Below are 20,299 nucleotides of genomic sequence, written 5' to 3' on the forward strand. Positions count from 1 at the left end.
GACTGGGGGGTGTGCGCAACCAAACTGGATCACAATATTCCTGGAAGCACGGTGCAATTTACGCCGCGTTTTCCAGCCAAACGAACGAGTTCTTCAGCTCTCCATGATGCCGGTGTAAACCTTGACGGCTTGAATGAGTTGGTCGCGCGCAAGCCACTCGTCGGCGGTGTGCGCTTGGGCGATGTTGCCGGGACCGAGGACGATCGTCGGAATTCCCGCTGCGGCGTAGTGGCTCGCGTTGGTTACATAGCGGGCTCCTCGCTCTACCGGTTCAATCCCATGCCGCGTTAGGACTGGGGTGATATTTTGAAGGAATGCGCGGTTGGGCTCAGGTGAAAGCGGCGGAACGATATAGGGCGGCAAATGCTCGAAGCGGATGGGGGCATCTTGCTGTTGCAACACCAACAGTGCGGCGTCGCGGCCGGCCAGAGCACCTTCAGCCGTTTCGCCGGGGATGATGCGACGATCGACTTCAATTTCGCAACGATCCGGGATCACGTTCACCTGAGTTCCACCACGGATCACGTTGATGCTGCATGCAGCGTTGCCGGTCAGTGGATGATTTTTGAGGCGCGCCGCTGGGAGGTAGTTCTCATCGAGCGCCCCGATGATTTTGACCATGTCGCTGATGGCAGAGCGGCCCTTGGATGGATCTGAAGAATGGGCGGCTAGGCCGTGCGTCACGGTGGTCCACCTGACTACGCCGTTGTGGGCAATGACGGGATGAAGTTCGGTGGGCTCGCCGACGACAATGCCGCGCAACGGTCCAGGCCAGCGCGGCAGTTCAGTCCGTGAAAACGTGGAAGCGCCCGTCATGCCTGCTTCTTCATCGACAGTGAAAAGGACGCCCACATTGCACGGAGCGCTCCGGGACTTTTGAACCGCGCGCAAAGCCCACAACATGGCAGCTCCGGAGCCTTTGGTGTCACAGGCTCCGCGAGCGTAGAGGCGATCCTCTTTCGCGGTGAGCTCGAACGGCTGAATGGTCATTCCGGATACGCCGACGGTGTCGAGGTGGCTCTCCAGCAAGATCCATGCGCCCGAGCTGTGCGGAGCGAAAGCGATCAACAGGTTGAAGGCGGGCTCGCTCACCGGGTAGCGACGGCAGTTCAGGCCCCACTCCCGGGCAAGAGACTCCAACCAGCAGGCCAGGTCCGTTTCACCGCCAGGGCGGCCCCCGTAACGCTCATTGACGGTATCGAAGGCTACCATCTGGCGCAGGAGATCTTCGCAAGAATCAGGCGGATTCATCGATGACCTAGAGTGAAATTTTGCTGCCACCGCAAACCCGGCTGTGGTTGGCCGCTTCGATGCACTGAATGACTTCGAGTGTATCTTCGGGATTTACCGGAGGCGGGGCACCTTGGAAAAAGGTGAGCATGGATTTTTCGAGCGAACTGACCGCTTGAGCGAGATCGATGCAGGGCTGCGGAACACCGTCGAGACTCAGCGAATAGGGAGCTTCACGTGTCAGCAGCCCGGTCACACGGCCACGACGGCCATTTTTCCAGTCGAGGTGGAGGATCTCGCGGTCGGGGAGAACTTTTACGCGAACACTTCTCACGCCTGGCCCCATCACCTTAAGCAGAAGCTCCACACCATGTATCCCATACCAGAACCAGCCCGCGTTACCCGGTTCGAACCATAGTGGGCATTCGACTTCAGCATTTTGGACTTTGGGCTCATAGTGAGCGGCGAATCTCAGAGCGGAAGCGGAGAACCAGCGCACGTTGTGTTTTTGGGCGAGGTCTTCGACGGCGGCAGCTTCGCGTCGGGTGATCGCGAGTGGCTTGTTGATAAATATGGGGCGCTGGAGTGAAGCGATCCGTGCGAATTGTGAAGGATGGGCGCGCCCGTCCATCGAGAGAATCGCCACTGCGTCCGAGCGCTCGGCCACAGCCTCGGGTGTATCGAGAATCTCGACTCCGAAAATTTCACGGACTTCTTGGGTGAACCCGTCGATGCGAGTGGCACTTAGCGGAAGGTCCAGCGAACCGCCGGCCCAAGCGGCCACGACGCGCGCGTTAAGAAGGCTGGAGGTGCCATTGCACAGGCGGGCGAGTGAGACGGCATGGGAAGAATCCAGCCCCACGATGCCAAGCCGCAGGGGGACGGGCGCCTGATTCATTTCAGCCAGGCGTCCAGATTTTCTGCGATGAAGTCATCGTCAGTGAGTTGAGGATAGGCGGTGGTAACGCGGGTCAGCTCTTCGGCTTGGCCCGGCGAAAGTTTCTCGTGTGGATTCAGACACAGATTTGTTTCTACCAAGCGCTGTCTGCGCAGTATTTCGAGAATACCTGGAATGCATCCAGCGAATCGATTCGCCGCATCAAACAAGGCGGCATTCATGTCCGTGACAGCGGCCGCGCAGGCGAACCAGTCGCTGCTAATCATCGGTTGAGATGCGACGATTTTTGCTTTGTTGAAAGTGTCGACGGCGGCGCGGGTCCAGGCGCCCCAGTGGCCGAGCAGGCCGCCGACGATGCGCCGCGTGACGGGCTGTCCGGCGTGCGAAAAACTAAATGGAGTGAGCAGGTCGCTGATGATGGTGTCGTCGTTGCCGGTGTAGAGCGCGACGTCTTCGCGCCCGACCTCGACCGCGGCGCGCACGACATCGATGGTCTGGTAGCGGTTGAACGGGGCGATTTTGACGGCGACGACATTTTCGATTTCGAAAAAGCCTCGCCAAAAATCGACGCTGAATGTGCGACCGCCGACGGCGGGTTGCAGATAGAAACCGATCACCGGCAGGATTTCCGCGACGACGCTGAGGTGCGCGAGGATGGTTTCTTCCGGCTCGTCGCGAAAGGCGGCCATGCTGACGAGAGCGGCGTGATAGCCTAACGCCCGTGCCAGCTGCGCCTCGTCGAGGGCTTGCGAGGTGCGGCCGCAAACGCCTGCGATGAGGGCAACGTCGCGAGGTTGTTTGCCGAGGAAATCTCGCGCGGTTTCAGCGGCGAGTTCCAGCACCGGGCGAAATAGATTGTGGCTGGGATCGCGTATTTCGAACTGCGTGGAGTGGACTGCGACGGCGAGTCCGCCCACGCCGGAGGCGAGGTGGTAGCGCGTGAGGGCGCGTTGATGACGCTCCGAAAAACGGCGGCGATGGTCCAAGGCGAGCGGATGCGCCGGAATGGCCTGGCCCGCTAGAAGATGTTTACGCAGATCCATGATCGAAAGGGCGTCAGAATTGACCGCTGCGGGTTTCGAAGTGCGTGGGCTTTTCCAATGTCGGGCCATGACCGCGCACGTAGGCGGCGACCATCGTTATCAATGTCTCCACGGAGAGTGAAGGAGGACCGAAAAGCGTCATCGATTCCGACGCATCGGCGAGCCAGGCGGTGGGTTCCTCCTGTCCTCGAATGATCGGAGTCCGCTGGAGACGCCGGCCAAACTCCTCTGCAAGTTGACGAACGGACAGTTTTTCAGCGCCGGTGATATTGAGTATGCGGGGCGGATTGCTCGTCAGTTCCAGGCAGGCGATCGCGCGCGCGCACGCATCCGATTGGTAAATGCAATTCAACCATCCGGTGCTGACGTCGATGGGTTCTTCGCGGTTCACTTTCATCGCGATGTCGACCAGCACGCCGTAGCGAAGCTCTACGGCGTAGTTCAGTCTAAACAGGAGCACCCGGGTTCCAAACGTCCGGGCATAGTGGGAGAAGATACGTTCCCTGCCGACGCAGGAGCTCGCGTAATCTCCGATGAAAGCGACGGGCGTCTGCTCGTTGCAGCCGTTGCCCGCCGTATCCGCGAAAGGATAGACGCAACCGGTCGAGAAAACGACTATGCGGGAGGAGCGGAAATGCCTCGCGACGAGCGCGGGCACGACCGTGTTTTGCACCCACGTCGCATCGGGTGAGTCCGCGGTACCGAATTTTTGACCCGCGAGGTAGAGAACGTTTTCAGCTCGTGGGAGTAGGGCGACCTGATCGGGCTCCGCGAGGTCGCACGAAATGGTTTGGACTCCCTGCGATTCGAGTGTGGCGCGCGTTTCTACGTGGCTGAATCGGGAAACTCCCATGACCTTCGCATGGGAGCGGCCGGTCTGATCGAGTGCTCGCCGCAGCATGAGGGCGAGCGTCGTGCCCATTTTCCCGCCAACACCTAGAATGATGTAGTCACCGTGGAGTTCTTTGACGGCGTTTAGCGCGAGGGGAGGCGGGTTGGCGAGGAATTGGTCGATGCCTTCGGCCGCGGGATTTGAATCGCTCATTGGTTGGGTTGAACGGGGAAATCCAGGTTCGTGACTGCGCAATTTCGGGCCTGTCTCATATCGATGCTTGCAGCATGAAATGCGGGAAGAGCGTGGGTCAAGAGAATGTAACTCTTTAGTTACTTCTGGCCATTATTGCGATGCTTCGGGTGAGAAAATTCCGTTTGCTGGCGTTCCGTTCAGCGACGGCTACGATTCAGCCTTACGTTCTGCGGTTGGTTTCGGCGCCAGCCCGGGAGCGTTCAATTCTCTGCGGGTGTTTCTCGCTTCGGGTAAGTTCACCCGAGGCGCTTCGTCCAAGGCAAGATGGGTGGACCGAGGAATCCGATGCGACCAAGGCCAGCCGCCACAGTCCGCATCGGAACTAACGATTGGGGAGACTCACGGCTGTGTCGGCACGGGGGGCGGTGCGAAATACGATTCCCAGAGATTAAAAACGTAGCTGGCACCCACTGGTTCCAGATCTTTTTCCCACCAAATGAAGTTCTCTTTTCCACCTGACCACCCGCGGTAGCCTTCGGATGCCTTGAAGCGCAGATCGGCCATTCCGACGCCCATCCGGCGCTCGATCATATCGCCACCTTCTGCGCTCTTCCACTCGCCGAGAATTTTCAAAGTGCTCGCGGTACCGATGTCGATCATGACGCCTTCGTAGGCGTAGATCGCGCTCGTGCGAAGGCCGTCCCAGTCTGTAGTTTCAAACTCGTGACACATTCCCATTTGTCCTTCCCAGGGCGAGACGGTCGCTTTCGATTTTCGTTCGAGAAGCCGGGAGGTGTCTTTCCCGTGAATCGTCACCTGAGTGCGGACTGCTTTCGAATAGAGCCTGACTGCCTCCGCGCGATGCATCGCCCAAGGCTGGCTCAAGGGAATGCCGTCGTAGGTGAAACGATTGCGCACTCCAGCGCCCCGCGTGGGCACGCCCCGGGCGAGCACCGATTTTTCTCCGAGAGCGATCGTGCCGCCTTCCATCAAGAGCTTCGGGATCGCAGGATTGTACGTCCAGCAGCGGCGGATGTTTTGGAAGTTAACCGCGTCGAGACGTTTTTCGAATTGGTCGAAGTCGAAGGTCTCGAAGAATTCGTCCAATGGCTCAGGCCCGAAATAGAGCGACGCTGCTATGATCACGCCGACATACCCGGCTACGTGATTGGGATTCCAGCTGCGGTGGTAATGTGAGGCACCATCGAGCAGGACGTAGAAATTGTTGTCATCATCGAGCGAGAAATGGGCGGCAACGGCCAGTGCCTGCATCAGCAAATCGGCGCGTTGCTTCTCATCGGAGGAGAGCAGGGCCCAGACTTGTGGCGTTCTGCGCGCGAGGAGCAGCGACTGTGCGGCTGCATTGTGAGTCCATCCACCAATCCCGCCCAGCGCCTCGGGCTCGCGGGTGGTGCCGTCTTCATATGGGTGGGGCGTTACGAGGAAGTAGCGAAGTTTCTCAGCGAGATGTTGGGCCAGGGATTTGTCAGCTATGGAGTAATCCGGCGCTTCGTGGGTGGCGACGGCGAGAAATTGCAGGGCAAACGTGGGGGCCATTTCCCGATAGTGCCGATGATCGATAAACTTCCAGCGGGGTGCATCGGTTGAAACGGCTTTTTCGAGGAGGTTTCGGGAAACCCTCGGTTGTGGGGCAGCGACAGCAGCGGTCGTTAATAAACACGCGAGTATCCAAAAAATGAAAGAGGGCTTCATGCGCCCACCGCATCGACAGTTTTTATCGATGCGAGTTATTTGTGCATGAAAGCGCTCATGCCGCGTGCGCGCCGCAAGCCTAGAATTGGGACTTGGCGGAGGCGCGGTCACTCGCAACCTCGGAACAACTTTTTTCCCCGCCCCATGCCTTCTTCTATCGCACTTTTGAGTGGTGTCGTTCTCGCCGGTGGTCTGTCGACGCGGATGGGGAGCGACAAGGCGCTGGTGGAGTTCGAGGGCGTGCCGTTGTGGCGGCGGCAGTATAATCTGATCGCGCAGGCGGGAGCGGCGGACCGGATGCTGTCGGTGCGGGCGGAGCAGAAGTGGCCGCCGCTGGATGTGACACGGGTCGTCGATGCGACGCCGGAATCGCTAGGGCCGATCGCGGGGATTGCGGCGGGGCTGGCTAAGTCACGCGGATCGCATCTGCTGGTGCTGGCGGTGGATATGCCGCGGGTGCCGCTGGCGTGGTTCGCGCGGTTGCGCGAGCGGTGTTCGGACCGGATCGGCGTGATCGGTGCGCGGGCAGATGGAAATTTCGAACCGCTGGCGGCGATTTATCCGCAGGCGATGCTGCCGATGGTGCGGGCGGCGGTGTCGGACCGGGAGCTGTCGCTGCAAAAGCTGATCGCGCGGGCGGTGGACGAGGGATTTTTGCGCGTGCAGGAAATCCCGGATGCCGAGGCGGTGTGGTTTGAAAACTGGAACGATCCAGCGGATGTCAGCGGCCAGCGGTGAGGCCTTTAGTGAGGGCCATGAGGTCTTCGCGGGCGGTGCGCATCTCGGTGAGAATTTTATCGGCGTGATTGAGCAGCTGACGGCCGGCGGCGGTGAGGTTGACGTGGCGGCCGAGGCGGTCGAAGAGGCGGCACTCGAGGTCTTGTTCGAGTGATTTGATGGCGTGGCTGACGGCGGACTGTGTGAGGTGGAGTTCGCGGGCGGCGTGCGTGAAGCTGCCAACGCGCGCGAGAGTTGTGAAGGCGAGGAGTTTACGGCTGTCGAGAATGGGCGTCATACGGTGGTCCCACAGGCGGTGGTTGCGGGCACAGGTGAGCAGGTGCCAAGCCAGCGGCAGAAGGCGCCCGGGGAACTCGTAGGAAAGTTTTTCATGAAACGCCGGTCGTGGGCTCATGATGACGAAGGCATACGTGGTGCGTGCGACGTGAGGAGGCGCACGACCGGTCGTGGGTCCGGCGGATAAGGCGCCGGGCAATAAGCAGGCTCAGTCGCGGTCGTCGAGGGCGTCGAAGAGTTCTTCGTCGAGCGCGGTCGCGACGGCGGAGCGGCGGCGGTGATAGTAGAGGGCCATGAGGCCCTGGTAGATCAGGGTGACGAGGCCGACGGTGGTGTAGGAGATTATGTGCGCGTAGTACACGGCGGTCTCCTTCGAGAGACGGTAGACTTTGAATGCTTCGAGTTGCTCCGGGGTGAAGGGAATTTGTTCAACGGTGGCTGGGTCGAAGTGGGTGAGCTGGTACGCGGAGTAGAGGAGCATCGTGGCGAGGAGCAGGAGCTGGCTGCGGACGAGCCAGTCCATGCCGCGTGGATCGCCGGAGCGGAGCTGGCTGGCGCCGTGAAGTTCGATCGCGCCGGTACCGGCGACGAGAACGCCGACGATCGCGCCGGTGGACTGATGGGCGGCGGCGTGGAGGATGGCCATCGTGCCGGCGACAATCATGAGGAGGCGACCGTCCATGGAGGCGACTCTCAGGACGCGGCTGAGAATTTCTGACGGGAGCGGTGGCGGGTTGTTGGCCATAAAGGATCTTGGAGGGGGCGCGAATCCGGCTGGATTGCACGCGGGAAACCGCTCTGGATTCCGCGCTTCGCCCGGAATGACAATCTGAAATCCTTTCGGGCCCACACTCACGCACACACCTTACACTCTCTCAGTGCCAGACGATCAGTCCCAGTCTTTCTCCTTCCGCATCGATTTCCCGCCCGAGCTGCCGATCAGCGCGCGTGCGGAGGAGATCGTCGCGACCATCCAGGCGCATCAGGTCGTGATTCTCGCGGGTGAAACCGGCTCGGGAAAGACGACGCAGATTCCGAAGATGTGTCTGGCGGCGGGGCGTGGCGTGAAGGGCAAGATCGCCTGTACGCAGCCGCGACGGATGGCGGCGCTCTCGATTTCGAAACGCGTGGCAGACGAACTCGGCGTGGACTGGGGGCGCGAGGTGGGCTGCAAAATCCGGTTCAACGACCAGACGTCGAATGCGACGGTGATCAAGTTTCTCACGGACGGCATGCTGCTCGCGGAAGTGCAGGGCGATCCGATGCTGCGCGGGTACGACACGGTGATTCTGGATGAGGCGCACGAGCGGTCGCTGAACATTGATTTTCTGCTCGGGCATTTGCGTCAGCTGCGGTTCAAGCGGCCGGAGCTCAAAATTATCATCACCTCAGCGACGATCGACACGGAGGCCTTTTCCAAGGCGTTCGATGATGCGCCGATCATTCAGGTTTCCGGACGGATGTTTCCGGTGGAGACGATCTATGCGCCGCTGGATGAATTCGGCAGCGATGCGGCGGAGGGCGATGAGCGCGAGTCGAGGTCGGAGGCGTTGCACTACGTCGATGGGGCGGTGGAGGCGGTGGAGCGGATCGTGCGTGAAAGCGATAAAGGCGACGTGCTGGTGTTCATGCCGTCGGAGCGGGATATTCGCGAGACGTGTGAGATGCTGGAAGGACGGAGGCTGAGGAATTGCGAGCTGGTGCCGTTGTTTGGACGGCTTTCGAATGCGGAGCAGCAGCGGGTGTTCAGTGGTGGGCAGCGGAGGAAGATCGTCGTGGCGACGAATATCGCGGAGACGTCGCTGACGATTCCGGGGATACGGTTCGTCGTCGATACGGGGCTGTCGCGCATGAGCCGTTACTCGCCGCAGTCGAGGACACGGCGGCTGCCGATCGAGGAGATTTCTCAGTCGAGCGCGGATCAGCGCAAGGGACGCAGCGGTCGTGTGGCGGAGGGCGTGTGCATTCGGCTTTATTCGGAGAAGAATTTTCTGGAGCGGCCGAGGTTCACGCAGCCGGAGATTCAGCGCGCGAATCTGGCGGACGTGATTTTGCGCATGAAGGCGTTTGGGCTGGGCGATATTGAGCGGTTTCCGTTCATCAACATGCCGGCGGCGAAGTCGATTCGGGCGGGATATGCGTTGCTGGAGGAGTTGGGGGCAATTGAGGAAGGTGAGGGAGATAATCGCGCGCTGACGCCGATCGGGCGGGAGCTGGCGCGGTTGCCGGTGGATCCGACGGTGGGGCGGATGATTTTGCAGGCGCGGACGGAGAAGTGCGTGCGCGAAGTGCTCGTCATTGCGTCGGGACTTTCGATTCAGGATCCGCGGGAGCGTCCGCTGGATGCGCGGGAGAAAGCGGATGCGGCGCATCGGCGGTTCACGCATCCGGATTCAGATTTCCTCGCGCTGCTGAATATCTGGGAGGCATTTCACGACGAGTTCGAGCGGCTGTCGCAGGCGAAGCTGCGGAAGTTTTGTCGCGATCATTTTTTGAGCTACACGCGGCTGCGGGAGTGGCGGGATATTCACGGGCAGTTGCTGGATGTGCTCGAAGGGCGGGATGATTTTCGGATGACGTCGGCGTTCCACGGGATGCAGGCGCATGAGATCACTCCGGAGAAAGAGGCGTTTGGGACACCGGCCTTTCGCGCGATTCATCGGTCGATTCTGGCGGGGTTGTTGGGAAATATCGCGACGCGCGATGACGAGAACGGCGGGTACAAAGCGACGCATGACCGGAAGGTGGCGTTGTTTCCGGGGTCGGTGTTGTTCGCGAAGGAGGAGCCGAAAAAGTTTTCGACGAAAGGCGGCGGCGAGCAGCGCGCGCCGAAGAAAGATAACAAGTCGCCACGCTGGATCATGGCGGCGGAGATCATGGAGACGTCGCGGCTGTATGCGCGGACGGGGGCGAGGCTGGATCCGTTGTGGGCGCTCGATCTGGGCGCGCATGTGGCGCGGGTGTCGCACAGCGAACCGTTTTGGAATGAAGAAGGCGGTCGCGTGCTCGTGAAACAGAAGACGCGGCTGTACGGGCTGGAGATCGAGTCGCGCTCGGTGAGTTACGGGCGGATCGCTCCGGTGGAGGCGACGGAGATTTTTATCCGTGAGGCGCTCGTGAATGACACGGTGACGTGGCCGCTGGATTTTTTGGGGCACAACCGCGAGGTGCGGCAGGATGTGGAGAGTCTGCTGACGCGGGCGCGGGACAGCAGCTACATGAATCTGGATGAAGGCGTGTATCGGTTTTATGCGGCGACGTTGATGCCGGAGGCCAAGGCGACGGAACCGCGGCCGATTTCGTGTGTGGCGGAGTTGGTGGATTTGGTGCGCGAGCGGAAGGGGGCGGAGCCGCGGTTTTTGATGATGGAGCCGGATGATTTGCGCGATCCGGAGCAGGTGGCGGTGGATGCGGAGGCGTTTCCCGAATCGTTGCCGCTGAAGCAGACTGCGCTGCCGATTTCCTATTCGTACAAACCAGGGCAGACGGATGATGGCGTGACGATCGACGTGCATGTGCGTGAAGCGGAGACGCTGACGCAGCGCGATCTCGACTGGGCGGTGCCGGGGCATCTGGAGGCGAAGGTGGAGCATTATCTGCGAGCGACGCCGAAGGAGCTGCGCAAGGAGTTCATGCCGCTCGCGGAGACGGCGAAGAGTCTGACGAAGCAATTGATCAGCCGAGACAAACTCACGGCGCGGCGGGAGACGCTGGTCGAGGCGCTGGCGGCGCAGATCGGTGAGCGGTTTCAGCTGCGGGTCGATCCGGCGATTTGGGCGGACAAGGCACCGCCGGATCATTTGCGGGTGCGAGTGCGCGTGCTCGATGACGAGGAGCGTGAAGTTTGTGCGTCGCGCGAGCTGGCGGAGATCTATGCATCGCTGGCGGCGCGTCAGCGCGAGGTGAGCGTGAATGTGGCGAAGGAAGATCCGGAGGCGTGGCGTCGTGCGCGGGCCAAATGGGAGAAGGCGGAACAGACGGCGTGGACTTTTGGTGACATCCCGGTGCGCGTGCAGATCAGCGATCTGGCGGGCGTGCCGGTGTGGGCGTTTCCTGCACTGAAGCGCGAAGGGCCGGGCGTAGCGCTGAGACTTTTTAAGACGGAGGAAGAAGCGGCGAAGGTGACGCGGGACGGTTTTGAGCGGCTCATCGAGTTGCAGCTGCGCTACGAGCTGGCGTGGGTGGAGAAGGATTTGAAGGCAATGCGCGAGCTGGGGACGTTGCTCACGATGGTGGGGACGGCTGATGCGTTGCAGAAGGATGCGATGGACTCGATCCGGCGGTGGTTGTGTGCGCGGCCGGTGGGGGCGCTGACGGCGGCGGCGTTTGGAAAAGCGGTCGATGCGGCGAAGGATGCGACGCGGGGACTGGTGCCGAAGTTTATCGATTTGATGCGGGAGATTTTGACGGCGCGACATGCGGCGCTGGTGCATCCGACGCCGTACGGCGGACTCGGGCCGGAGGTGCGGGCGCTGGTGCCGGCGGAGTTTTTGCGGGTGACGCCGTATGAGCGGCTGGCGCATCTGACGCGGTATTTGAAAGCGGCGAAGTTGCGCGCGGATCGGTGGCAGCAGAATCGGGCGAAGGATGCCGAGCGCGTGAAGCAACTGGCGCCGTATGTGGCGGCGGTGGGGAAGTTTTGTGATGTGAATGCGAAATCGACGTTCTCGCGCGGTGGGGGCACCGCGCCTCCATCGGAGGCGGTGGAGGCGTTTCGGTGGTTGGTGGAGGAGTTTCGCGTGAGTCTTTTCGCGCAGGAGCTGGGGACGGCGGAGCCGGTTTCGCCGGTGAAGCTGGATCGGGCGCTGGCGGAGTTGAAGAGCGGGCGGAGTGTCGTGGCGGCTTCGGGGGCGGGCGCGGGTGGAGGGAAAGTCGTGCGCGACGAGGGCGTCGCGCCTCCACTGGCAAGCGGAGGCGCGAAGGCGGCTCCGGCTCAGCCGGTGGCAGCGCCGTTGCAGGTGGCGCCGGTGAAGCGGGCTACGCCGCTGAAGAATTTGGGCGGGCTGGACTCGTTGTTTAAGCGGTGAAGAGGCGAGCGAGAGATGGCGAGGGGCGGAGTCGAACCGGCGGGGTTACGGCGAACCCGCCCTACCCCGTAGTGAGTTAAGGCCGGTCTTTTGCGAGTGCCGGGGGCGCGTTCGTAAAACTGGCGGGGTGGGTTGCGCGGAGGGTTTTTGTGAAGACGGTCGGCGTGCTTTCTTACCCTAAAACCCATGAATACTCCGATCGCAGTTTTACTGAGCCGGAAGAGTTCCGGCGTGTTTTCCGTGGCGGTGACGGCCTCTGTGGCCGATGCCGTGCGCGTGATGAATCTGCACAAGGTAGGTTCGGTTGTTGTGATGCAGAGTGGACGGCTGGCGGGAATTTTCACCGAGCGCGATGTGTTGACGCGGGTGGTGGCTTCGGGGCGCGCGCCGGAGTTCACGAGTATGGTGAATGTGATGACGCGCGATCCGCTGACGGTGACGCCGCAGACGTCGGTCGAGGTGGTGATGCGGTTGTTCACCGATCATCGGTGCCGTCATCTGCCGGTGGTCGATGACGAGGATGGCGGGCTGAAGGGGATTATTTCGATCGGTGACGTGACACGCTGGATGGTGGACGAGAACCGGGCTGAGGCTGAACACCTCAAGCAGTATATTGCCGGAGGTTTCTGAGCGGGCGTTTTCCGGCGGAGTGATTCCCCGGGAGAGGCTCGTCGGAGTTGGGGCCGTGGGACGCGCTACAGGCGCGGGCCACGGCCCTTTCTGTTTTTGGCGATTTCTTAACGATTAAAAACTGGCGCGGATGTCGTGGATGACCCGGAGTTTGCGGCAACCCGCATGAACGTAGAAACCGCCGTCACTCATCTGAAAAACTGCCGCGAGCGCATGGATGCGCTTTATCACAAGCCGGTGTTCGATGAGTGGGTGTTGATCTCGCTGGTGGAGGGCAAAGCGGCGGTGCTGGCGTATGTCGGGCCGCGCGCGGAGTCGTTTGCGCAGAAGATCCATGCGGACTCGGGGCCGATGTATGCGGCGATGCAGGGGAAGAAATACAGCGTAGGGGATTTTGAATTTGTGCAGGAGGCGCGGGGGTCGCGTTTCGATGCGTGCATCAAGGCGGGCGAGAGCGTCTATCTGCTGGCGAACAACACGTTTGGCTCGATGGCGGAGTTGCGGGCGGATGCGCGGTGGCGCGAGGCGCAGAAGCCGTTTGTGGGGCTGACGGAGAAGTTTCGGGCGGATCCGGTGGTGTGATCGTTGCGGGATGACGCGTGGGGTTTGAAACGATTGAGTGGGAGGCGGAGTCGAACCGGCGGGGTTACGGCGAACCCGCCCTACCTCGGAGGTATTCTACGCGGTGAGGCCGGTGTGGAGAAACCAGGCGTAGACGCCGATCAGGGCGGCGCCGGCCCAGCGGGGGAGGCGGCCGAAGGCGCTGACGAAGAAGAAGTGCACGGCGGTGACTCCCAGGAGGAGCATCATGCTGAGCTCGAAAAAGGCGGGGACGGGCAGGGGTTTGATGAGTGCGAAGAGGCCGAGGCAGAGGGGAATGCAGATGTGGCCGTCGCCGATCTGCGAGGTGTACACGACGTCGGCGCGGCGTTTGTAGCCGTACCAGAGGGCGAGCAGCGCGTTGGGGAGGACCATGAGCCAGCCGCTGAGCCAGCCGAGGTTTTCGGCGCTGATGAATCCAGTTTTCTGTGACGCGAGCCAGGTGACGAGCCAGTCGAGGCTGACGTAGAGCAGGGCGGCGCCGGCGAGGAGGATGAGGAGGTCGAGGTAGAAGAGCGGGCCGAAGGAGGTGCGCTGGCGGACGTTGTGTTTGAGGACGTCGAAGACCTGGAAGCACTGCCAGAAGATGAAGAGGCCGGTGAGGACGAGGCCGTCGTTGAAATCGAGCATGCCGTCGCGGCCGAGGGCCCAGACGGCGCCGGTGAAGAAGGCGACGGCGGCCATGGTGAGCAGGAGCGAGAGGCGGCCGATGCGGCGCTCGGTGTCGGCCTTGTTGTTTTTGGCGGGTTTGGCGGCGGAGCGTTTGCCGGAGGATTTTCCGGCGGCGGGCGCGAGGACTTGAAGTCCCCAGAAGAGGGCGGGGAGGCCGAGGACGAAGGTGAGATTGGTGACGTTGTTGACGAGGCAGTTGGTCATCACCTCGCCGGGGGCGCCGGTGCCGCGGGCGACGATGAAAACGAAGATGAGGTTGCCGAGGCCCGAGCAGTAAGGTGTGACGAGTGTGCCGAGGGCGGTGCCTTCGAGGCCGTGATTGGCCATGGCTTCGAGCCGCCAGATCATCAGCAGCGAAGCGGCTAGGAAGAGAGCGAGATACGTCGCCGGGTGGGTGAGGCCGAGCGAGGCGATGAAGTCGGTGACGACGTTCATATTTTCGGAGCGTGGCGGGCGGCCTGTGAGAACAGCAGGCGCCAGATGCCGTGGTCTTTGGCGATTTTCACGGGTTCGCCGAAAGCGGTGGAGAGGTTTTCGTTGGTGAGGGTCGAGGTGATCGGGCCGTCATCGACGACGCGGCCTGCGCGGAGGATGAGCGCGTGGGTGAAGGCAGGCGTGATTTCTTCGACGTGGTGGGTGACAAGGACGAAGGTGGGGGCGTTTTTTTGCTGCGCGAGGCGTTCCATGAAGCCGAGGAAGTGTTCGCGGGCGACGGGGTCGAGGCCGGCGCAGGGCTCGTCGAGGATGAGGAGGCGGGGTTTGGCCATGAGGGCGCGGGCGATGAGGATGCGCTGGCGTTCGCCTTGGGAGAGGAAGATCCATTCGCGGTCGGCGAGGTGGGAGGCGCCGGCGGTTTCGAGGAGTTTGCGGGCGGCTTTTTCGTCGGCCTTGGTGGTGGGAGCCCAGAGATCGAGCTGGGCGTATTTGCCGCTGATGACGGTTTCGAGCGCGGGCTCGGCGGGCGGAATCGACGGGTGAAATGCGGAGGTAACGATGCCGATGTGGAAGCGGAGGTCGCGCCAGTCGGCTTCGCCGTAGCGGGCACCGAGGAGTTCGATGTCGCCGGAGGTGGCGGAGAGGTAGCCGGTGAGGGTTTTGAGGAGGGAGGTTTTGCCGCAGCCGTTGGCGCCGAGGATGACCCAGTGCTGGCCCTTTTCGACGCGCCAGGAGATGTCGTGCAGCAGAGTGGCGTTGCCGCGCTGGACGCGGAGGCCAGTGACGGAAAGGAGCGGTTGGGAGCGGCGGGCGGAGGCGGGCGGCATTTTTAGGAAGGGTTTAACGCTCTCGGGCGTGGTTGCTCTGGTCAACTGCGCGGACGGCGGGCAAAAAAATCCACCCCATGCGATTGTTCTTCGCGCTTTGCCTGAGCTGGCTGTCGTTCGCGACGGCGGGGCTGGCGCGTGAATTCACGGTGATGGTGTACAACGTGGAGAATCTGGCGGGGGCGGATGGGCGGACGCTGTCGGACGATTACCGGCCGCAGCTTTATTCGCGGACGCATCTGCTGACGAAGCTGAACAATATCGCGAAGATCTGTGCGATGTTCGAGGAAGGGCGCGGGCCGGACATCATTCTGTTTCAGGAGATCGAGCGGGACATCAACTCGGACCAGTACACGTTCGATCACCAAGGGATGCTGCGGGCGTATGAGAACATGCACATCGAGGAGATGCTGGGGCAGCACTATAACCGGGAGATCGCGCGGATGCCGGTGGAGGCGCTGTTGTTGAAGATGCTTTCGGATCGCGGGATGAAGGACTACCGGGTGGCGGCGGCGGACGATGCGATGGTGCCCGGGCCGCGGCGCGGGGTGGCGCACATCAATGTGGTTTTCTCGCGCTTCGTGATCGGCTCGGTGCAGACTTATCTGATGGAAGACGCGCCGGCGATCCTGGAGGTGCAGGTGGAGGTGGAGGGCAAGCCGCTGTATTTGTTTAACAATCACTGGAAGTTTGGCGTGGACAACCAGCAGGCCGAGCGCAGCCGGATCACGGCGGCGGAGCTGGTACGGGAGCGGGTGGATGAGATTTTTTCGATCAACCCGGCGGCGGACATCATCATCGGGGGGGATCTGAATTGTTTCCATGACCAGAAGCTCCGCTACGGCTGGCGGAAGACGGCGGTGAACGATGTGCTCAAGGCGGTGGCGGATGAGCGGCTGCTGCGGGGGCCGCACGGAGATTTGTACAATCTTTGGTACGAACTGCCGGTGAGCCAGCGGGGGAGCGGGCTGGTGGATGACAAGTGGACGACGTTCATGCAGATGATCGTCTCGCGGGGGCTGTATGACTACAGCGGGGTGCAGTACATCGATGACTCGTTCGAGGTGGCGGCGTACGCGGGCGTGAATGTGAACGCGGAGGGGAAGCCTTACCGCTGGTCGTTTCGCGGGTCGGGCCAGGGGTTCTCGAAAAACTTCCCGCTCGTGGCGCGGTTCCGGACGGTGAAGACGAACCGGACGCAGCAATTCATCGAGCTGAAGCTCAAGGAAACGGACGCGGCGAAAAAGTGACGGCGGGATTGCGTGACGAGTCCGGATGCCGGATACGTGGCGGATGATCACGGTTTACACGTATGCGGGGTGCGACAGCTGTCGAAAAGCGGTGAAGTGGCTGAAGGCGGAAGGGGTGGCGTTTGAGGAGAAGCCGATCCGGGAGACGCCGCCGACGGTGGGGGAGTTGCGGGCGATGTTAAAGCAACTGGGCGGGAGCGGGGAGTTGCGGCGGTTGTTCAATACGGCGGGGCAGGATTATCGCGCGCTGGGGTTGAAGGACACGCTGCCGGCGATGAGCGAAGCGGAGGCGCTGGGGTTGCTGGCGAAGAATGGGAATCTGGTGAAGCGGCCGTTTTTGCTGGGGAAGAGCGTGGGGTTGGTCGGGTTTGATGCGGGGGTGTGGGCGGGGAAAATTAAGAATGAAGAATGAGGAATTATGAATGAGGCGGACGACACGGAGGTCGTCCCTCCAGGGGAGGCGTCGTGCGAGCCCTGCGGCGGACGCAAGCGACGTTACCTGCCGTTGAGGCATTCGCTGACGGTGCGGCCGAGGGCGGAGAGGGTGAGAGGTTTGTCGAGGACGCGGTTAACGCCGAGGTCGCGGGCGCGGGCGAGGTCAGTGTCGTTCATGAAGCCGCTGATGAGGACGACGGGGAGCTCGGGGCGGAGGGCGAGGGCGCGCTGGATGAATTCCAGGCCGGTCATTTTCGGCATGGTGAGATCGGTGACGATGAGAGCGAAGGCGGATGGGGTTTTTTCGAACTCGGCGAGCGCCGCAGTGACTTCGTGGTGGGCGGAGATCTCGTAGCCGAGGCGGGTGAGGAGCTGGGATGCGGCGCGGACGATGGGCTGCTCGTCATCGACAAAGAGGATACGCTGGCCGCGGCCTCGGGGCGCGCCGCTGGCGAAGACGGGTGGTTGGGAGGAGCTGGTGCGCGTTTTGAGGGGGAAGTAGAGGTGGAAGAGGGTGCCCTGGCCGGGCTTGCTGTACACGGTGATGGCACCGCGGTGGTTTTGCATGATGCCGTGGACGACGGAGAGTCCGAGGCCGGTGCCCTGGCCGGGGGCTTTGGTGGTGAAGAAGGGCTCGAACATGCGCTGGACGACTTCGGGAGTCATGCCGCAGCCGGTGTCTCGGATGGCGATGCGGACGAATTCGCCGGGGGCGAGCTGGGGATGTTGGGCGATAATTTCCTGGGTTACGGTGAGGATGTCTTCGGTGACTTCGAGGGAGCCGGTGGTGTCGCCCATGGCGTGGACGGCGTTGGTGCAGAGATTCATGATGACCTGATGAATCTGGGTGGCGTCGGCCTCGATCTGCGGGGCGCCGGGGGCGGGGTGGTGGCGGATGGTGATGGAGCTGCGGACGCTGGCGCGGAGGAAGCGGAGGCACTCCTCGATGAGCGGGGTGAGGCAGAGGGTTTCGCAGCGGGCCTCGGCGTGGCGGGTGAAGGTGAGGATCTGGCGGACGAGCTGGCGGGCGCGTTCGGAGGCGGCGCGGATTTCGTCGAGCTGGGCGTGGACGGAGCTGCCGGGGGGGAGGTCGAGGCCGGCGATGTCGGCGTTGCCGAGAATGCTCGTGAGGATGTTGTTGAAGTCGTGGGCGACGCCGCCGGCGAGGGTGCCGAGGGCTTCTAGTTTTTGATTCTGGCGGAGCTGTTGTTCGCGGGTGCGGAGGCGTTCCTCGGCGCGGCGGGTCTCGGTAAGGTCGGAGAGGACGACGAGAACGCGGGGGCCGATCCGGGTGACGGATACACGCAGGGCGGTGTGGGTGGAGCGGCCGGGGGGCGTGGTGTGTTCGAAGACGGAGGCGCCGTCGCGGGCGAGGGCCTGGCCAAGGAGGTCGCAGCAATCGGTGCAGCAGGGGGTGAGGCCGCGCAGGGAGGTGCCGGGGAGGGGCGGGGAGCGGTCGAGGCCGAGCATGTTTGCGGCGGCCTGGTTGATCTCTTCGAGGGCGAAGTCGGGGGGCGTTTTGCCAGCGGGGTGGAGCAGGAGGAGGCCTTCCTGGGAGGTTTCGAAGACGCCGCGGTAGCGCTCCTCGCTGGCGCGGAGGGCCTCGGCCTGGGCGGCGATGTTTTCGTGGAGGCGACGCTGGCGCAGGAAGGACCAGATGGCGATGGCGAGGGCGAGGGCGAGGCCGGCGGCGATGGCGAGGGCGATGTGGAGGGCGGAGTATCCGGGGAGTGGATCGACGTGGCCGAACCAGCGGCGGTAGATGCGCTCGAATTCGCCGGTGCGCTGAAGGATGGCGAGGCCCTCGTTGAGCTGAGCGAGGAGTTCGCGGTCGCCGTCCTGCACGCCGAAGCAGTAACGGACGGCGTAGCCGGGGACGGGTTCGCCGACGGGGGCGATGTTTTCGAGGCCGAGTTGGTGCGCGGTGGCGAGGCCGGTGAGGCGGGAGACGAGGGTGGCGTCGTTTTCACCCGCATCGAGTTTGCGGAGGGCCTGCTCGACGGACTCGACGTGGACAATGGAGGTCTCGAGGCCGGAGGCGCGGAGGAGTTGTTCGCCGAGGCTGCCGGCGTGGACCATGACGCGGCGACCGCGGAGGTCGGCGAAATTGCGGATGGGCGGGGTGTTTTTGCGGGCGAAGATGGAGCCCGCCATCGAGAGGTAGGGGACGGTGAAATCGGCGCGGAGTTCGCGGGCGGGGGTTTGGGCGAAGGACTGGAGGGCTTCGAGGCGGTAGTCGTGAAAGGCGGCGGTGATGACATCGGTGGGGCCGGTGACGCGTTCGAGGCGGAGGCCCATGGTGCGCTCGATGGCGGCGAGCAGGTCCACGGCGAAACCTTCGGGCTGGCCGGAGGGGCCGGTGAAGGAGAAGGGGTAGTTATCGGTGAAGACGCCGATGCGGGTGAGAGGCGTGGAGTTTTTTTCCGGAGCGGGAGCGGTCTGCGCGAGCGAGGTCGCGGCGAACATGGCGACGAGTTGCCAGAGGAAAAACCGGCGGAGGATGCGGCGGTGGAAGCGCCGGAAAAATTGCGAGCCGGAGGCCATGCGAAGAGGACGTGGCATGGTGTGTCTTGATCGGCTGTGTGCGGCAAGGCTGGTGACTATGGGGGGAAGTCCCGGGGGGATGCGGGCCGGGCGTGCCAGGGCGGAGATGGCTGCGTCGGGCAGACGAGCGAGGCTGGATGGGGGATGGGGTGTTTGCGAAGGGGCACGGACAATGCGGGACATTGTCCGTACTACGGAGGAGGGGCGGGAGTTGACAGGAGCGGGGCGTGTGGCGCGTATGCGGCGCATGAAATTTCGAGCATGGGCCGCCGTGATGGCGGTGGTGTTAGTGGCGTGCGGCGGTTGCGCGGGCGGGGTGGGGCGCGAGCCGGTGAATCTGACGACGCGCAAGGCGGAGATCGTGCGGTATCAGGAGTCTGGCGACTATGCGCGCGGGATGGCGGCGGTGGCGGCGGAGGCGTCGCGGTGGATCGAGGCGCGGGCGGCGAAGCGGGTGGAGGGCGAGCGGCTGGCGGTGGTTTTCGATATCGATGAGACGGTGCTCTCGAACTGGGAGAATATGAAGAGGGATGATTTTAGCTACATCTCGGAGCGGTGGCACGCGTGGGTGGACCGGGCGGAGGGCACGGCGATCGAGCCGGTGCGGGAGACGTTCCAGGTGGCGCGGCGAGCGGGGGTGGCGGTGATTTTTCTCACGGGCCGCAAGGAGCGTGATCGCGCGGGGACGGAGCGGAATCTGCGGGCGGAGGGGCTGGGCGATTATGCGGAGTTGATCGTGCGGGCGGAGAGTGGCGCGGCTGAGGCCGGGGCGGAGTCGGAGAGAGGGCGCAGTGCGGTGGTGTTTAAGACGGCGGTGCGGAAGCGACTGACGGAGGCGGGATGGAAGATCATCGCGAATGTCGGCGATCAGGAGAGCGATCTGGCGGGCGGGTATGCGGAGAAGGTGTTCAAGCTGCCGAATCCATTTTATCTCACGGAATGAAAAACCCGCGC

17 protein-coding genes are annotated in these 20,299 nt (G+C 62.8%); 7 read left to right on the top strand and 10 right to left on the bottom strand.

Annotated features, from left to right (window positions below; all coding sequences use genetic code 11):
- Window positions 1–93 precede the first annotated feature (93 nt).
- The 5 genes from CMV30_RS12025 to CMV30_RS12045 all read right to left on the bottom strand — a co-directional run bounded on the left by CMV30_RS12025 (window position 94) and on the right by CMV30_RS12045 (window position 5,911).
- Window positions 94–1,251: a M20 family metallopeptidase gene (locus CMV30_RS12025; RefSeq protein WP_096056257.1), complete on the bottom strand. Its 1,158-nt coding sequence runs from the start codon at window positions 1,249–1,251 to the stop codon at window positions 94–96.
- A 7-nt stretch (window positions 1,252–1,258) separates the two neighbouring features.
- On the bottom strand, window positions 1,259–2,128 hold the full coding sequence (locus CMV30_RS12030; protein ID WP_096056258.1) for a Gfo/Idh/MocA family protein: 870 nt from the start codon (window positions 2,126–2,128) through the stop codon (window positions 1,259–1,261).
- Window positions 2,125–3,171, bottom strand: coding sequence for a dihydrodipicolinate synthase family protein (locus tag CMV30_RS12035; protein ID WP_096056259.1), 1,047 nt, complete (start codon window positions 3,169–3,171; stop codon window positions 2,125–2,127). Before CMV30_RS12035 ends, CMV30_RS12030 begins: the two co-directional genes overlap by 4 nt.
- Window positions 3,172–3,184: 13 nt before the next feature.
- Window positions 3,185–4,216, bottom strand: coding sequence for an NAD-dependent epimerase/dehydratase family protein (locus CMV30_RS12040; protein WP_096056260.1), 1,032 nt, complete (start codon window positions 4,214–4,216; stop codon window positions 3,185–3,187).
- Window positions 4,217–4,597: 381 nt separating this feature from the next.
- A complete protein-coding gene (locus CMV30_RS12045; protein ID WP_138223273.1) occupies window positions 4,598–5,911 on the bottom strand; it encodes a hypothetical protein in 1,314 nt (437 codons plus the stop codon).
- A gap of 144 nt (window positions 5,912–6,055) precedes the next feature.
- Here CMV30_RS12045 and mobA point away from each other — a divergent pair, with 144 nt between their 5' ends.
- Window positions 6,056–6,649 (top strand): molybdenum cofactor guanylyltransferase, encoded by a 594-nt coding sequence (gene mobA, locus CMV30_RS12050; protein ID WP_175414854.1) that lies wholly within the window; start codon window positions 6,056–6,058, stop codon window positions 6,647–6,649.
- Here the strand turns inward: mobA and CMV30_RS12055 are convergent.
- Window positions 6,633–6,926: a LysR family transcriptional regulator gene (locus CMV30_RS12055; protein ID WP_096056263.1), complete on the bottom strand. Its 294-nt coding sequence runs from the start codon at window positions 6,924–6,926 to the stop codon at window positions 6,633–6,635. The genes mobA and CMV30_RS12055 overlap by 17 nt on opposite strands.
- A 207-nt stretch (window positions 6,927–7,133) precedes the next feature.
- Window positions 7,134–7,670: a hypothetical protein gene (locus CMV30_RS12060; protein WP_096056264.1), complete on the bottom strand. Its 537-nt coding sequence runs from the start codon at window positions 7,668–7,670 to the stop codon at window positions 7,134–7,136.
- 133 nt (window positions 7,671–7,803) lie between these two features.
- Between CMV30_RS12060 and hrpA the strand changes: the two genes are divergently transcribed.
- The 3 genes from hrpA (at window position 7,804) to CMV30_RS12075 (ending at window position 13,164) form a co-directional block, all read left to right on the top strand.
- Window positions 7,804–11,952, top strand: coding sequence for an ATP-dependent RNA helicase HrpA (gene hrpA, locus CMV30_RS12065; RefSeq protein ID WP_096056265.1), 4,149 nt, complete (start codon window positions 7,804–7,806; stop codon window positions 11,950–11,952).
- 186 nt (window positions 11,953–12,138) lie between these two features.
- Window positions 12,139–12,582, top strand: a complete 444-nt coding sequence (locus CMV30_RS12070; RefSeq protein WP_096056266.1) for a CBS domain-containing protein — start codon at window positions 12,139–12,141, stop codon at window positions 12,580–12,582.
- A gap of 165 nt (window positions 12,583–12,747) precedes the next feature.
- On the top strand, window positions 12,748–13,164 hold the full coding sequence (locus tag CMV30_RS12075; RefSeq protein WP_138223274.1) for a hypothetical protein: 417 nt from the start codon (window positions 12,748–12,750) through the stop codon (window positions 13,162–13,164).
- A 96-nt stretch (window positions 13,165–13,260) separates the two neighbouring features.
- Here CMV30_RS12075 and CMV30_RS12080 read toward each other — a convergent pair whose 3' ends face one another.
- On the bottom strand, window positions 13,261–14,289 hold the full coding sequence (locus CMV30_RS12080) for a sodium:calcium symporter (protein WP_096056268.1): 1,029 nt from the start codon (window positions 14,287–14,289) through the stop codon (window positions 13,261–13,263).
- Entirely contained in the window at window positions 14,286–15,116 is an 831-nt protein-coding gene (locus CMV30_RS12085; protein WP_096056269.1) for an ABC transporter ATP-binding protein, read from the bottom strand. The genes CMV30_RS12080 and CMV30_RS12085 overlap by 4 nt, the downstream gene beginning before the upstream one ends.
- A gap of 77 nt (window positions 15,117–15,193) precedes the next feature.
- Here CMV30_RS12085 and CMV30_RS12090 point away from each other — a divergent pair, with 77 nt between their 5' ends.
- A complete protein-coding gene (locus CMV30_RS12090; protein WP_096056270.1) occupies window positions 15,194–16,366 on the top strand; it encodes an endonuclease/exonuclease/phosphatase family protein in 1,173 nt (390 codons plus the stop codon).
- 43 nt (window positions 16,367–16,409) lie between these two features.
- Window positions 16,410–16,778, top strand: coding sequence for a Spx/MgsR family RNA polymerase-binding regulatory protein (locus tag CMV30_RS12095; protein WP_096057742.1), 369 nt, complete (start codon window positions 16,410–16,412; stop codon window positions 16,776–16,778).
- An 83-nt stretch (window positions 16,779–16,861) separates the two neighbouring features.
- Here CMV30_RS12095 and CMV30_RS12100 read toward each other — a convergent pair whose 3' ends face one another.
- Entirely contained in the window at window positions 16,862–19,363 is a 2,502-nt protein-coding gene (locus CMV30_RS12100; protein WP_175414855.1) for a transporter substrate-binding domain-containing protein, read from the bottom strand.
- Between the two features lie 229 nt (window positions 19,364–19,592).
- Between CMV30_RS12100 and CMV30_RS19900 the strand changes: the two genes are divergently transcribed.
- On the top strand, window positions 19,593–20,288 hold the full coding sequence (locus tag CMV30_RS19900; RefSeq protein WP_175414856.1) for an HAD family acid phosphatase: 696 nt from the start codon (window positions 19,593–19,595) through the stop codon (window positions 20,286–20,288).
- The last annotated feature ends 11 nt before the right edge of the window (window positions 20,289–20,299 follow it).

The organism is Nibricoccus aquaticus, assembly GCF_002310495.1.
Taxonomy (GTDB): Bacteria; Verrucomicrobiota; Verrucomicrobiia; order Opitutales; family Opitutaceae; genus Nibricoccus; species Nibricoccus aquaticus.